The organism is Burkholderia sp. ABCPW 111 (genome assembly GCF_000773065.1).
In the GTDB taxonomy this organism is placed as follows: domain Bacteria; phylum Pseudomonadota; class Gammaproteobacteria; order Burkholderiales; family Burkholderiaceae; genus Burkholderia; species Burkholderia savannae.
Genome location: NZ_JPWT01000003.1, coordinates 134415 through 149249, shown reverse-complemented (window position 1 = coordinate 149249; position 14835 = coordinate 134415). Strand labels below are relative to the sequence as shown.

Genomic DNA, 14835 nt, shown 5'->3' with positions numbered 1-14835 from the left:
TTCTTCGGTTCTTCGGTTCTTCGGTTCTTCGGTTCTTCGGTTCTTCGGTTCTTCGGTTCTTCGGTTCTTCGGTTCTTCGGTTCTTCGGTTCTTCGGGGCTTCGGGGCTTCGGGGCTTCGGGGCTTCGGGGCTTCGGGGCTTCGGGGCTTCGCGCACTTCGAGTTCCCATGTGCGTTTCGGTGCTGCTATCCGACTTCGCGTTTCGTGTCGTCGACGTCGGCGTTCCCGGCTTCGTCGATGCGTCGGCGTCGGTTCAATGATTCGGCGATTCGCCTCGGCGCCTCGCCCCCCTAGCCCCTGAATCTCCGAGCTCCAAACTCCAAACCCGGAATCACGCATCTCCGAATCGACAAATCGCCGAACGCCCAACCCCGAAACATCAGCATTGACGACGAACGTCGATCGGCGCGCGTTCGGCCTCGACCGCAGCGATCGCGCCCGGCCGGCGCCGCCTCGCCGCACCGCCCGGCCTCGGACCCGGCTCGCACGCGGCCAACACACCGCCCGACGCCATCACACGCCATCGTCGGGCACGTCGAGCCCGAGCGCGTCGATCACCTCGCGCGCGTTGCGAAACGCCTCGACGGCCGCCGGCGCGCCCGCGTACAGCGCGCTGTGCAGCAGCACCTCGCGAATCTCGACGAGGCTCGCGCCATTGTTCAACGCACCGCGAATATGCCCCTTGAGCTCGTGCCCGCGGCCGAGCGCCGCGAGCATCGCGCACGTGCAAAGGCTGCGCGTCTTCAGGTCGATGCCGCCGCGCTGCCACGTGCTGCCCCACGCGTGCTCGTTCAGCCATTCCTGCAACGGCCGCGAAAAGCCGTCCAGATCGCTCATCGCGCGCTCGACGAACGCGTCGCCCATCACCTGCGTGCGGCGCGCCTTGCCCCGCTCGCGGTCTGCTTCGCTCATGCCGCTCTCCTGTCCTGAATGGGATGATCGTAGTGGAATCCGGTTCGGCTCAGATGCTACACGGCTTCAATCCCGTCGCCCGCCCTTCGCGCTCGAGGTCTTTCCCCAATTGCGGCGACGTCGTCGCTCGCGTGCGTTGCGCACGCCGCCACGCGCCCCCCGCAAGCGAATTCCGGATCGTCAATGAATCACATCACGAATATCGAATAGGCAAACCGGCAATCGCCGTCTAGACTTTCTGCAACTCGTGCGTCGGCGACGCACACCTGCGCCGACCGCCGGGCGCACGATGACGGCAGCCGCACGCGAGCACGCCGGCTGGCGGCTGACGGCCGACGGCCGACGGCCGACGCTTCGAGCGCGTCGCGAGCGCCGCTCGCGTGTGGAAGACAAGATACCGAAGTCAAAATTCAGGAGATCCGACCTTGGATGATGCACGCCGCGTGACTTCGTTCAGTCACGACGAATTGACTTTCGACGTCGTCGATACGGGCCCGATCGACGGCGAGATCATCGTGCTGCTGCACGGCTGGCCGCAGACGGCGAAATGCTGGGCGCGCGTCGCCGCCGCGCTCAACGCCGACGGCTACCGCACCGTCGCGCCGAACCAGCGCGGCTATTCGCCGGGCGCCCGCCCGCGCCGGGTCGGCGCATACCGGATGCAGCATCTCGTCGGCGACGTGGTCGCGCTGATCGAGCGGCTCGGCGGCGGCCCGGTTCACGTCGTCGGGCACGACTGGGGCGCGGCCGTCGCGTGGGCGCTGGCGGGCCGGCATCCGGCCGCCGTGCGCACGCTCACGACCGTGTCGGTGCCGCACTCGGGCGCGTTCATGCGCTCGATGCTCAGCAGCGACCAGTTGTTCCGCTCGTACTACATGGGCCTGTTCCAGTTGCCGAAGCTGCCGGAACTGTTCGTCACGCGCTGTCGCGGGCTGTTCGGAAAAATGCTGGCGAGCACCGGGATGACGCGCGACGAAGTGGACGCCGTCTATGCCGACATCGTCGATACGGGCGCGCTGACGACGTCGCTCAACTGGTATCGCGCGATGGCGCTGACGCCGCCCGGCTACCTGACCCGCAAGGTGCCCGTGCCCGTCATGCATATCTGGGGCGCGCGGGATGCGGCGCTGTCGCGGCGCGGCGCCGAGCTCGCGCGCGATTTCGTGAGCGGGCCATATCGGCTCGAGGTGCTGCCGCACGCGACGCACTGGATTCCCGAGCACGACGCGGACAAGCTCGCCGCGCTCGTGCGCGAATCGATCGCGGTGCGGCCGGGCCCGGCGCCCGGCCCGCTCGCGGCCGCGCCGGCGAGCTGATCGGCGGTTCGCCGGGCGCGCGGCGCGGCGTGCCGCAGCGCCGGGCTCAGTCCGTCGGGGCGATGCCCGCGCGCTCCATCGCGCGCGTCGACTGGATCACGACGAGCGTATCGCCCGCCTCGATCCGGCACGGCGAATCTTCGTAGAACGACAGGATCTTGCCCGCGCGGTCGAGCCCGACGACGAGCGCGCCCGTCACCTCGTTCGACATGCAGCCGATCTCGTGCGCGGCCGCCGGCCGCTCGACGAGCGTCGCGCGGCCCCGTGTCGACAGCATGTCGTTGACGAACGGCACGATGTAGCGGCTCGCGACCGCATCGGCGAGCAACAGCGCACCGATCTTCGTCGACGACACGATCACGTCGGCGCCCGCCTGCCGCAATTGCCGCTGATACAGGTTCTCCTGAATCCGCACGACGATCTTCGTATCCGGCGCGATGCTGCGCACGGACAGCGTGAGCAGGATCGCGGTCGGATCGTCGGTGACCGAGATGATGACCGCCTTCGCGCTGCGCACCTGCGCCTGCTGCAGCAGGTCCTCGTGCGCGGGGTCGCCGCAAAGCCCCGTCACGCCGAGCGCGGCAGCCGCCTCGAGCGCCTGCTCCTGCGAATCGATGACGATCAGCGTCGCCGGATCGACACCGCTTTCGAGCAGCTCGCGCACGGCGATCGAGCCGCTCAGCCCGTAGCCGCAAATCACGATGTGATCGCGCAGATTTTTTTGCAGGCGCTTCATGCGGAACTCCTCGATGACCCGTTGAATCACGAATTGATAAGCCGTGCCGAGAAAAATGAACCAGATGCCGATGCGGATCGGCACGATGAAGAACGCGTCGATGAGCCGCGCGCGCGCGGTGACGGGCACGATGTCGCCGTAGCCGACCGTCGCGACCGTGACCATCGTGAAATAGACGAGATCCGCGATGCTCATCGGCACGCTCTTCGTCGAGTCGCGCAGGCCGTCGCGATCGAGATACAGCACGAGGAACGCGAGCGTGCACAGGCCGACGACGAGCGCGAGGCGAAACGTCAGCGTGCGCAGCGGCGACGCGGCGGGCCGCGTGAACAGCGTGCGCGCACGCGGCGCCGTCCACGGCGCGCGCGCGCGGCGCAGCCGAAAGCGCAGCGACTTGCGATGATCGGATGGCGACGGCAAGTATCTTCTCCAGAACGGGGCGTCGCGATTTTACGCCGCGAAACGCCGCCGCGCGCGGCGCAAACCGTCGTCGCGCGGCGTGCGCCGCGTGCGAACGCCCAAGGTTTGACGATCTTTGACGTGCGCCGCGCCGACGGCGACGCCGCCGTTATCATGATGGCCGTCGCGCGCGCTCCTCTCGCCGACGCTACAGCATGCTCGTCGGCCGCCGCATCGTGCCGTCGACGAAGCGCGCCGCGCGAAACGCGGACAGATCGAGCGACGTCGCGCCGGTGTCGACCCACTCGGCGAGCAGGCGGCCGACGATCGGCCCCATCGCGAAGCCGTGCCCGCAGAACCCGGTCGCGACCGCGAGCCCGTCCGGCGTGCGCGGCGCGTCGATCACCGGAATGCCGTCGGGCAGCACGTCGATCAGGCCGGCCCACGCCTCGACGATCTGCGCGTCGCGCAGCGCCGGAAAGATCGCCTTCAGCTTCGCGAGCGCGCGCGGCGCATGAGCCGGATTCGGCTGCGGATTCGGATCGCGCGGCTCGATCGCCGATGCGCGGCCCGCGACGCGCGTCGTCAGATCGCGCCACGCCGCGCCGTTCAGATGGAAGCGGAATTTCTCGCGCTGCGCCCACAGCTCGGGCAGGAACAGGCTCAGCCCGCGCAGATGGCCGAGCGTGACGTCGACGTCGACCTGCATGTCGTCCGCGAGATTGATCGCGCCGTTCGCGCGCTGCCGGATGCCGAGGCCGTGCCCCCAGATCGTCGACGCGGACACGGCGGGCAGCGCGTTCGTACGCATGCAGGTGCCGCGCACCGCCTGCTGCGGCAGCCGGATGCCGACGCCGTCCAGCAGGCGAAAGCTCGTCGCGCCCGCTGCGCAGATCACGCGCCGTGCCTTCACGACGCCGCGCTCGGTGACGACGCCCGTCACCGCGCCGCTCGACGTATCGATCGCGGTCACGCCGCAGCCTTCGAAGAAGCGCGCGCCGGCTTCGGCCGCCCGCGCGGCGAACGCGGCGGCGACGCGGCGCGGCTCCGCCTGGCCGTCGCTCGCCGTGTAGAGGCCGCCGAGCGCGGGCGCGGCGAGGCCGCTTACGCGCGCGTCGATCTCGGCGCGCGCGAGCGTGCGCGTGTCGAGCCCGTGCGTGCGCGCGATGTCCGTCCATTGCTGGAACGACGCCCAATCGTCGTCGTTGCCGGCGATATAGAGACAGCCGCCCTGCCGCCATTCGAGATCGGCGTCGAGTTCGCGCTCGAGGCCTTCCCATAGGCGCATGCCGGCCATCATCAGCGGCACTTCGGCGGCTTCGCGGCCCTGCTGGCGCACGAAGCCCCACGCGCGCGTCGACTGCTGTCCCGCAATGCGGGATTTGTCGAACACGACCGCCTTTATCCCGCGCAAACCGAGATAATAGGCGGCCGCGCAGCCCATGATGCCGGCGCCCGCGATCGCGACGTCGGCTTGCGACGGAAACGGCTCGTCGGCGCGAGCGAGCGTGTTGTAAAGCGGATAGGTCGTGGTCATGTCGGTAGTTCTGACGAAAGCGCCATCGGCGAAAACCCGTCACAGTAACTTGAGGAAACACCTTTCACAGAAAAACGCACACTAGTGCGCAGGACGAACTTTGTTTTGCGGTAAAGTTATCTTTCTACGCGTGGCCGGTCGGCTCGCCTCATCCAACGGCATCGAACGATGCCGTACCGTGCGCCATCCGGCGCTCCGTTCTGAATTATTCGAACCGATCCGTTCCCGCAGTATGGCCAACGAAGCAATCACCACGGATTCCCTTGCGGTCGCCGAGCGCGTGCGCGAGCTGATGACCCGACACGGCATCGGCAAGCGTCAGCAGACGACCGAGCTCTGTCGCATTCTCGACCTGAGTTTCTCGCAAGGGCATCGCAAACTGCGCGGCAGCAGTCCCTGGACGCTCGCGCAAATCAAGAAAGTCGCCGAAGCCTACGGCGAGCCCGCCGCGCAGCTGTTCGGCGCGCAGGCGCTCGACCCCGGCATGGTCGGCGCATGCGCGCGCGACGCGGTGCTGTATGCGGGCATCGCCGAGATTCCGTGCACTGCATGGATCGGCGGCCTGCTCGACTCCGGCGCGCGCCCCGAGTTCGTCGCGTACGAGCAGCAAGGCCGCTGGCGCGTGCTGCGCCACACGGGCGTGCTCTACCAGAACGCGTACGACGTTCACAAGATCGAAATCTATCCGCGCCGCGCGGAAAGCGACAGGCTGCTCGTCGCCGTGATCGACGCCGACAGCGTGAGCGCCGACGAAGTCTGCCGCTATCTCGACGAGCAAGGCTTCGTGACGGCCCGCTTCGGCAGTGTCGGCACGTTCGTCGACGCGCTGCAGGGCCAGGCGTTCGACGCCGTCGTCACCGAGTGGATGTTCGACGGCCGCAGCGCCGCCGACGCGATCCAGGCCGTGCGCGCGTCCGACAATCCGGGCGCGCCGATCTTCGTGCTGACGGGCGATCTGCTGACGGGCCGCGCGAGCGAGACCGAAATCAGCGAAGTGATCCGCGTCTACGACGTCGTCTGCTACGAGAAACCCGCCCGCATGGCGATCCTGAGCGCCGATCTCGCGAAGCGTCTGTCGCGCGCGTGACGACGAAAGCGCGCGGCATGCGCGCCGGCCCGCGGATGTCGGGCATGCCGCGGCGGCCGTCGCCGCGACGAATTTTGAGATTGCGCCCCTTTCCGTGAAATCGCGACGTTCGTCGCCAACTCATCGCACGTCACTTCGCATTCGCGCCCGCACGGCTTGCGTCGCCGTTCCACGTCGTTCGATTCCCGTCCCGCTTGCGGCTGGTCGCGTCGATCGGCGCGCGCGCCCCGCGCCGCGCCGGCAGCGCCCGCGCGTCGAAACGCCCACATCGACGATATGTCGCGCACATGACATACCCGCTTCGATCGACACGATTATTCGTCCGTCGACATGCGGCCGTCGCCGCATCGAATTCGATCCGCCGCGTGTGCCGCTGCGCGCCCCGCCGCGAGCGTGTGCGTGACGCCTGCGCGCCGACTTCATCGCCGGCATCCGGGCGCGCCGCCGCGAACGCGCGCCCGACGAACGCGCATCGGCACATGCGCGCGTCGCGCATGCAAGCCGATTCATGTCGACCGCGCTCGCCCGCCCGTCGCGGGCCCGACCCGCCGCGCATCCTGCGAACCGAACCGCCGTGCGCCCGCTGCGCACGCGCCTGCGTACAATAGCCGGCGATCCTTGCCCATCGCACGCACTGCCAGGACCCGACATGGCCCGCATCATTCCCGAAGACTGGAAGAATCTCGCCGCCACGGGCGCGGCGCAACGCGAGCGCGAAACGCTCGCGACGCTGGAGCGGACGCTGCCCGACGCATACACCGTCTACCACGGCGTGCACTGGACGCGCGCCGACCAGAATTTCTCGGTATTCGGCGAAGCGGACTTCGTGATCGTGAGCCCGGCCGGGCGCGTGCTCGTGATCGAGCAGAAGGCGGGCTTCCTGCGCGAGACGCCGAAAGGGCTCGTCAAGGTCTATCTGCAGACCGAACGCAACGTGTCGATCCAGCTCGCACGCACGCTCGAAAACCTGCATCGGCGGCTCACCGCCGCGCTCGGCGCGGGCGCGTACGGCGTCGAGGAACTGCTGTATTGCCCGGACTACACGGTGAGGAATCCGGCGATCGCGGGCGTCGCGCCCGCGCGAATCGTCGACGCGACGCGCAAGCACGAACTCGCCGCGCGCATCGTCGACGCGCTGCCCGCCGACGAGCCGCCCTTTCCGAGCGCGGCGAAAATCCACCATTTCCTCGCCGACGAGCTGTCTCTGACGCCGGACACGAGCGCGCTCGTCGGCCAGGCGGACACGCTCGTCACGCGGCTGTCGGGCGGCCTCGCGGCCTGGGCGCGCCGGCTCGAGTTCGCGCCGTTCCGGCTGCGCGTGATCGCGACCGCCGGCTCCGGCAAGACGCAGCTCGCCGTGCAGGCGATGCGCGACGCGATCGCGGCGGGCAAGCGCGTGCTGTACGTGTGCTTCAACCGGCCGCTCGCGGATCACGTCGCACGAATCGCACCCGGGGGCGCGAAGATCGCGAACTATCACCAGCTCTGCGACTGGGTCGCGCGCGACGGCGGCCACGTCCCCGATTTCGGCGCGCGCGACGCATTCGGGCAACTCGAGACGCGCTTCGCGCAGACGCCGATCGCCGAGCGCTGGCAGTTCGATACGCTGATCGTCGACGAAGGCCAGGACTTCCAGCCGCCGTGGGCGGACGCGCTCGAGCGGCTCGTCGCGCCGGGCGGCGCATGGTGGTGGCTCGAGGACCCGCTGCAGAATCTCTACATGCGCGACAGCGTGCCGCTGCCCGGCTGGGTGACGCTCAAGGAAACGACGAACTACCGCAGCCCGCGCGATATTCTCGATTACGTGCGCGACGTCGTCGGCGGCGTCGAGCCGCTCGCCGCCGAACTCACGTCGGGCAGCCCGTTCGGCGGATCGGAGATCGCGATCTCCGCGTACGACGCGACGGACGCGGAATCGGCCGCGCAAGCGTGCATCGACGCGACGAAGCGCGCGATCACGCAGGCGCTCGCGCTAGGCTTTCGCAAGCAGGACATCGCGGTGCTCTCGTTCAGGGGGCGGGAGGGCTCGGCGTTCACGGCGCTCGACCAGCTCGGCCCGCACCGCGTGAAAAGCTTCACCGGCAAGTACGACCTGTTCGGGAATCCGGAATATCGGGAAGGCGACGTGCTGCTCGATTCGATCTATCGCTTCAAGGGGCAGGCGGCGCCGTGCGTGATCCTGACCGAAGTCGACTTCGACGCGTTCGACGCGCGAGCGGCGCGCAAGCTGTTCGTCGGCGCGACGCGCGCGACGATGAAGCTGATCGTCGTCGCGGCGCAGCGCGCGGCGCAACGGATCGCGCCGTCCGCGCCGTCCGCTTGACGGCGTCGACGCCGCATTCGCGCCGGACGCGGCCGAATCGCTTCGGCTGAGCAACGCGCGTGGATCGGCCGCCCATGCGGGCCGCATGGGCCCGCGGATCGGCCGACGCGGGCCGACGCGGGCCGACACTAAAACGTCAGACGACGACGCGAAACACGCCGACCGTGCGGCGCAGCCCGTCGGCCTGCTCTTCGAGCGACGCGGCGGCCGCCGCCGCCTGCTCGACGAGCGCCGCATTCTGCTGCGACACCTGATCCATCTGCGACACCGCGCGGTTCACCTGCTCGATGCCGTCGCGCTGCTCGTTCGACGCGGCCGAGATCTCGGTCATGATGCCCGTCACGCGCGCGATCGCGCGCTGGATCTCCTGCATCGTGTCGCCCGCCGAGCCGACGAGACGCGAGCCCGTCGCGACCCGCTCGACCGATTCGCCGATCAGCGCCTTGATCTCCTTCGCCGCCGACGCCGAGCGCTGCGCGAGCGTGCGCACTTCGCCCGCGACGACCGCGAAACCGCGGCCCTGCTCGCCCGCGCGCGCCGCCTCGACGGCCGCATTGAGCGCGAGGATGTTGGTCTGGAACGCGATCCCTTCGATCGTGCCGATGATGTCGGCCACCTTCTGCGAGCTCTGGTCGATCTCGGCCATCGTGCCGACCACTTCGCCGACGACGGTCGCGCCCTTCGTCGCGATGTTGGTCGCGCTGTCCGCGCAGTTCTGCGCCTCGCGCGCGTTGTCGGCGTTCTGCTTCACCGTCACGGTCAGCTGCTCCATGCTCGCCGCCGTCTGCTGCAGCGCGGCCGCCTGCTCCTCGGTGCGCTGCGACAGGTCAGTGTTGCCGGCCGCGATCTGGCGCGTCGCGGTCGCGATCGATTCGGAGCCGTCCGTCACCTTGCGCACCGTGTCCGACAGGCTGCGCTGCATCGTCGTCAAGCCGCTCACGAGCTCGGCCATTTCGTCGTGCGACGTCCAGTGCAGCTCGCTCGTCAGATCGCCGTCCGACAGGCGGCGCAGGTGCCCGAGAATCCGCACGAGCGGCTGCGTGATCGCGAAGTGCAGGCCGATCGCGCAGCCGAGACACGCGGCGAGACCGAACACGATCAGGCCGCCGAGCGTCAGCCGCAGCCAGCCGTACATCTGCTCCGCGTCGTCGTACGCCGCCTTGCCGTACGCGGCGCGCGCGTCGGCGAGCGCGGTCGTCGCCTTCGTCCACGCGACCGACAGCGGCGGCGCGGCCGTCATCATCAGGCGATCGGCGTCGTCGTGGCGGCCCGCCTTCAGCGCGTCGATCATCGGCTTGATCGCCTCGTCGACGAGCGCGCGGCGCGCCGCGTTCGCCTGCGCGGCGAGCGCCTTTTCGTCGTCGTTGCGGGGCAGCGCGTCATAATCGCCCCAGCCGCGGTCCGACGCGGCCAGGTATTGCTCCGCCTTCGCGATCGTGTTCGCGGCGTCGGGCGCCTCCGGATGCAGGATCACGCGGTCGAGCGTCGTGCGCGTGATCGCGAGATTGAGGCTCGCCGACGCGAGCGCCGTCTTCGCCGCGAGCTGGCGCGTATAAGCGTCGTCGAGCGCGGCGTTCGAGTTCTGCATGCTGAAGAAACCGATCACGCCCGTGATCGTGAGCAGCGCGGCGACGAGCCCGAGCGTCGAGAAGATCCGGGTGCGAATCGAAAAACGGGAGAAAAAAGCGTTCATGACCAGGGAGAGTCGCAAATGGTAGCCGCCGGTTTGGGGGACAGTCGCCGGTATTACGGCCCGGCTTCCGAAAACTTGAGACGCCTCGCGGGGTGCGGCGACATGCCGCCCCGCCCGAACGCAGCCGTTACGACTCGTAACCGATGGAAATCTTTGTGACGAAGCAGATATTGACTAGTCAATCGATTATTTCTACATTCCGACTCGCTCCCAACGACAATGCGACTCCCCATGCATACCGACTCCTCCGCGCCGCCCGACCACGCCGATGCCGGGGGCCAGCGCGCATCCGTGCGGCTCACGGTCGCCGCGCTGCTGCTCGTGCTGCTGCTGTCGGCGCTCGATCAGACGATCGTGTCGACCGCGCTGCCGACGATCGTCGGCGAGCTCGGCGGCCTCGAGAAGCTGTCGTGGGTCGTCACGGCTTACCTGCTGTCGTCGACCGTCGTGCTGCCGCTCTACGGCAAGCTCGGCGACCTGTACGGGCGCAAGATCGTGCTGCAAGCGGCCATCGTGCTGTTCGTCGTCGGCTCGGCGCTTTGCGGACTCGCGCAGGACATGACGCAGCTGATCCTGCTGCGCGCGCTGCAAGGGCTCGGCGGCGGCGGGCTGATGGTCGTCACGATGGCCGCGATCGCCGACCTGATTCCGCCCGACGAACGCGGCCGCTATCAGGGGATGTTCGGCGGCGTGTACGGCATCGCGACGGTGATCGGGCCGTTGCTCGGCGGATTTCTCGTCCAGCACCTGTCGTGGCGCTGGATCTTCTACATCAACCTGCCGCTCGGCGCACTCGCGTTCGCGGTGATCGGCGCGGCGTTCAGGCCGCACACCGCGCACGTGCGGCACCGGATCGATTACGCGGGCGCCGCGTTCCTCGCGACCGCGCTCACCTGCGTCGTGCTGTTCACGAGCCAGGGCGGCACGATCCTGCCGTGGTCGTCGCCGCAGTTGTGGTTCACGCTCGCGTTCGGCATCGTCGCGACCGCGGGCTTCGTCTACGAGGAACGTCTCGCCGCCGAGCCGATCATGCCGCTCGAGCTGTTCCGCCATCGAACTTTCGTGCTGTGCAGCCTGATCGGCTTCGTCGTCGGCCTCTCGCTGTTCGGCTCGGTCACGTTCCTGCCGCTCTATCTGCAGGTCGTCAAAGGGTCCACGCCGTCGGAAGCCGGCATGCAACTGCTGCCGCTGATGGGCGGCATGCTCGTGACGTCGATCGCGAGCGGGCGCCTCATCACGAAGCTCGGCAAGTACCGCCTGTTCCCGATCGCGGGCACCTTCGTCGCGGGCGCGGCGATGCTGCTTCTCGCGACGCTGTCGCTCGACACGCCGCTGCGCGCGATGTATCTGTACATGGCGCTCCTCGGCGGCGGGCTCGGGATGGTGATGCCCGTCATCGTGCTCGCGGTGCAGAACACCGTCGAGTTCCGGCACCTCGGCGTCGCGACGTCCGGCGCGACGCTGTTTCGCTCGATCGGCGGCTCGCTCGGCGTCGCCGCGTTCGGCGCATTGTTCTCGAACGGGCTACATGCGCGGCTCGCGGCCGCGCTGCCGCCCGACACGGAGCTGCCGCCGTCGCTCGGGCCGTCGGCGGTCCGCCAGTTGCCCGACGCCGTGCGCGGCGCGTATCTGCACGCGTTCGCGAGCTCGCTGCATTCCGTGTATCTGTGGGCGGCGGCGGTGATCGCGATCGCGTTCGCGCTCGCGTGGTTCGTCGAGGACGTGCCGTTCAGGAAGCGCGCGTGATTCGAGCCGACGGCGCGCGCGTCGGCCCGATCGATCACTTCGCGCCCTTCTTGCACGGCTGCGGGAAGAATTTCAGCTCGGCGCCGACGCGCAGCGCGTACACGATGTTGTCGTCGTCGAGGAACGCGACCCGCGCGCCGGCCGGCACGTCGCACGGCGCCTTCTCGTACATTTCGAGCTGATAGATCGACTGCTCGGCGGTCTGCGTCATGAAGCGGTCGTAGTCGACGAGCTTCTGCTTCGCGAAAAAGATCACGACGCCGACAAAGACGAAAAAGCCGACGAATCTGAGAATCCCGGTGATCACCGGATACGTGCTTTCGTCCCGTTTAATCAGGCCGGCGGAAAAGAAGGCCTTGGCCTTCGCGTCCATCGCGAAGAAAAAGAAGCCGTAGACCGGCAGAAACAGCACGGACGCCGCATACAGCGTCATCAGGATCAACAGCCCGATGAACGGGATCGACAGAATCGCGACGAAGATTTCCGTATGAGGAAACTTCGACGGATCGACGCCGGCGATGCCGTTGATCCGCAGATTCGCGAGCGCGACCGACAGATTCGTGAGGCCCGTGAACGCGAGCAGCAGCAGGCCCTTGCCGATGTGCGTCGCGTAGATCCGCTTGTAGAGCGTCAGCGCGTCGTAGACCATCCCCGCGAACCAGAAGACGATTGCGAGCATCAGCAAGCCGACGAAGTTCCACCAGCGATGCAGCGGAAACGTCACGAAGTACAGCAGCACCGCGAGCGCGCAATTCAGGTAGAGCCTTTGCCCCGTGTCGAGCTTCTGATAAGTGCCTTGCAGCCACGTGATCGCGCGATACAGGCGGGGCATCCGCACGCCGGCCCGTGCGGCCGGTCGGCCGGGCGTGGACGAAAGCTCGGGCGATGCGGCCGGAGCGGCCGGAGCGGCCTCTTCCGTCGAGCCACGCATGCCGGTCGAGCGAGTGGAATCGGTCGAGTCGATCGGCGCGGAAGCCGGCGCAGCCGCCTCGGTTGCCGCGGGTGCCGTGGTTTTCGTGGGCGCAGCGGTTGCAATCGCGGGCCTCGGTTGCGACTCCAACGATCGCGCGGGTTGCGCCCGCAGCTCCGGCACCACATTCGTCGCAACCTCTGCGGTTGCGACATCTTCATGCGCGTGCCGCACGCCATGTTTCGATTCAACCGATCGCGAAACGGGCTTCGCTTCTCGCGCGCCGGACGTGCGGCGCGCGTCGGTCTTCTTCTGGAAATCGGCGGGCCTCGTATTTCGCTTGTTCATCGTGTCTTGATTATTCGGCTCGCCCAAATCGTCGCGAGCATTTTTTCATTACGCATTCGTATCGAGCGACGGCGTCCGCTTTCGTCGTTATCGTCGCTTTCGTCGCTACGCTACGCGCCTCGGAACGGCTGCGGATTATAAGATCGCCGGCAGCTTCGGACGCAACCGTCGAGGATCGCCGATCGAATGCGTTTCTCGGCGGCCGCGATCATCGCGACGCGCATCGTCATACATCGCACGCATCGTCCGCAATTCCGGCGCGCTGCGATCGAAGCGCTCGCTTTGCGGACATTTTTGAATGCGAGCATAGTAACGATTCCGCCATTCCCGCCCCGTTTTGCAATGAAGACATCCGGCGCTCCCGCCCTTTCCGCCGCGATCGTTCGCGACGCCACCGAGCAGGACCTCGCAGCGATCCAGGCGATCTACGCGCATCACGTGCTGACGGGCGTCGCGTCGTTCGAGGAGACGCCGCCGTCCGTCGACGATCTGCGCGCGCGGCGCGAAGCGGTGCGGCGACACGGCCTGCCGTATCTCGTCGCGGAGCTCGACGGCATGGTCGCGGGCTACGCGTACGCGACGCCGTACCGGCCGCGCAGCGCGTATCGCTATGCGATCGAGGATTCGATCTACGTGAACGACGCGTGCCGCGGCCGCGGCATCGGCCGCGTGCTGCTCGCCGCGTTGATCGAGCGCTGCGAAGCCGGCCCCTGGCGGCAGATGATCGCGGTCATCGCGGACGGCGGACGCGGCGGCTCGACGTCGCTGCATCGCGCGCTTGGCTTCGAGCCCGTCGGCACGCTGCGCGGCGTGGGCTTCAAGCACGGCCGATGGATCGACACCGCACTGATGCAACGCGTGCTCGGAGACGGCGCGCGCAAGCCGCCCTCCGACGACGACGCCTCGCACTGAAGCGCGCGGTCGCGCTAAAATCGTCGCATGCCGAAATCGAACTCAACCACCCCCGCCGACGCCGCTCCGGACGCGTCGACGTTGAACGAATACACGGTCGACGAGCTCGCGCGCGTGTCGGACACGACGGTGCGCAACGTGCGCGCCTATCAGGATCGCGGCCTGCTCGCGCCGCCGCGCAAGCGCGGCCGCGTCGGCATCTACGACGATACGCACGTCGCCCGCCTGAAGGTCATCAATCACCTGCTCGCGCGCGGCTACACGCTGTCGAACATCCAGGATCTCATCAAGGCGATCGACGACGGCCACGACCTTCGCTCGATCCTCGGGCTCGAAAACGCGATCGGCGGCCGCTGGTCCAACGAGCGCCCGCAATCCTTCTCGCTCGCGCAGCTGATCCAGATGTTCGGCCCGCAGACGCCCGCGTCGCTCGGGCGCGTCGCCGAGCTCGGCCTGCTCGAGCGGCGCGGCATGTCGTTCGTCTCGAAAAGTCCGGCGCTTCTCGAAGCCGCGGCCGCGATGGTGCGCGAAGGCATTCCCGCGCGCGAACTGCTCGACGCGATCAGCATCACGCGGCCGTATTTCGATGCGATCGCGCGCGTGCTCGTCGAGCTCGTCGTGCGTCGCCTCGACCGCTACGACGAAGGCTCGCTGCCGCCGCCGACCGACGTGCCGGCGCTCGTCGACGCGATCTGGCGGCTGCGCCCGCTGTCGTCGGTGTTCGTCGAGGGCGAGATGAACCGGGCGCTCGAAGCGGCGTCGAGCGCGTACCTGGGCGGCCGCGTCGCGACGATCCTCGACAAGAAGCTGAGCTCGCAGGCCGCGCGCGACCGCGAATCCAAGCTCGAGCGAGCGGCGGCGAAGGACACGCCCAAGAAACGTTAGGCGCGCACGCGTCATATTGATATCGGCAATG

At 68.2% G+C, this 14835-nt stretch carries 12 protein-coding genes and 1 pseudogene; 8 read left to right on the top strand and 5 right to left on the bottom strand.

Annotated elements, in window-relative coordinates; all coding sequences use genetic code 11:
* Nucleotides 1-260: pseudogene (locus tag X946_RS36010) on the top strand (hypothetical protein); the annotation flags it as partial.
* 253 nt (nt 261-513) lie between these two features.
* Here X946_RS36010 and X946_RS03615 read toward each other — a convergent pair.
* Nucleotides 514-912, bottom strand: coding sequence for a carboxymuconolactone decarboxylase family protein (locus tag X946_RS03615; protein ID WP_038744153.1), 399 nt, complete (start codon nt 910-912; stop codon nt 514-516).
* A gap of 425 nt (nt 913-1337) precedes the next feature.
* On the opposite strand from X946_RS03615, the gene X946_RS03610 reads away from it, so the two are divergent.
* Nucleotides 1338-2228, top strand: coding sequence for an alpha/beta fold hydrolase (locus X946_RS03610; protein WP_038744152.1), 891 nt, complete (start codon nt 1338-1340; stop codon nt 2226-2228).
* A 46-nt stretch (nt 2229-2274) separates the two neighbouring features.
* On the opposite strand, the gene X946_RS03605 is transcribed toward X946_RS03610, so the two are convergent.
* Together X946_RS03605 and X946_RS03600 are read right to left on the bottom strand one after the other, a co-directional pair.
* Nucleotides 2275-3384: a potassium channel family protein gene (locus X946_RS03605; RefSeq protein ID WP_038744149.1), complete on the bottom strand. Its 1110-nt coding sequence runs from the start codon at nt 3382-3384 to the stop codon at nt 2275-2277.
* Nucleotides 3385-3571: 187 nt separating this feature from the next.
* Nucleotides 3572-4900: an NAD(P)/FAD-dependent oxidoreductase gene (locus tag X946_RS03600; RefSeq protein WP_038744147.1), complete on the bottom strand. Its 1329-nt coding sequence runs from the start codon at nt 4898-4900 to the stop codon at nt 3572-3574.
* Between the two features lie 232 nt (nt 4901-5132).
* Here X946_RS03600 and X946_RS03595 point away from each other — a divergent pair, with 232 nt between their 5' ends.
* On the top strand, nt 5133-5987 hold the full coding sequence (locus tag X946_RS03595; protein WP_038744145.1) for a helix-turn-helix domain-containing protein: 855 nt from the start codon (nt 5133-5135) through the stop codon (nt 5985-5987).
* Nucleotides 5988-6636: 649 nt separating this feature from the next.
* Entirely contained in the window at nt 6637-8310 is a 1674-nt protein-coding gene (locus X946_RS03585) for an ATP-binding domain-containing protein (RefSeq protein ID WP_038744142.1), read from the top strand.
* 136 nt (nt 8311-8446) lie between these two features.
* Here X946_RS03585 and X946_RS03580 read toward each other — a convergent pair whose 3' ends face one another.
* Nucleotides 8447-10003 (bottom strand): methyl-accepting chemotaxis protein, encoded by a 1557-nt coding sequence (locus X946_RS03580; protein ID WP_081989321.1) that lies wholly within the window; start codon nt 10001-10003, stop codon nt 8447-8449.
* Nucleotides 10004-10234: 231 nt separating this feature from the next.
* On the opposite strand from X946_RS03580, the gene X946_RS03575 reads away from it, so the two are divergent.
* Nucleotides 10235-11749, top strand: a complete 1515-nt coding sequence (locus tag X946_RS03575; protein WP_038744140.1) for an MDR family MFS transporter — start codon at nt 10235-10237, stop codon at nt 11747-11749.
* 34 nt (nt 11750-11783) lie between these two features.
* Here the strand turns inward: X946_RS03575 and X946_RS03570 are convergent, their stop codons facing one another.
* Entirely contained in the window at nt 11784-12785 is a 1002-nt protein-coding gene (locus X946_RS03570; RefSeq protein ID WP_235363989.1) for a hypothetical protein, read from the bottom strand.
* Between X946_RS03570 and X946_RS36005 the strand changes: the two genes are divergently transcribed.
* The 3 genes from X946_RS36005 to X946_RS03560 all read left to right on the top strand — a co-directional run bounded on the left by X946_RS36005 (nt 12679) and on the right by X946_RS03560 (nt 14804).
* On the top strand, nt 12679-13017 hold the full coding sequence (locus tag X946_RS36005; RefSeq protein ID WP_235363990.1) for a hypothetical protein: 339 nt from the start codon (nt 12679-12681) through the stop codon (nt 13015-13017). The two genes, X946_RS03570 and X946_RS36005, sit on opposite strands and share 107 nt — an antisense overlap.
* A gap of 332 nt (nt 13018-13349) precedes the next feature.
* The gene (locus X946_RS03565; RefSeq protein WP_038744211.1) at nt 13350-13919 is read left to right on the top strand and encodes a GNAT family N-acetyltransferase; all 570 of its coding nucleotides are present in this window, start codon (nt 13350-13352) and stop codon (nt 13917-13919) included.
* A gap of 27 nt (nt 13920-13946) precedes the next feature.
* Nucleotides 13947-14804, top strand: coding sequence for a MerR family transcriptional regulator (locus tag X946_RS03560; RefSeq protein WP_038744137.1), 858 nt, complete (start codon nt 13947-13949; stop codon nt 14802-14804).
* Nucleotides 14805-14835: the final 31 nt, after the last annotated feature.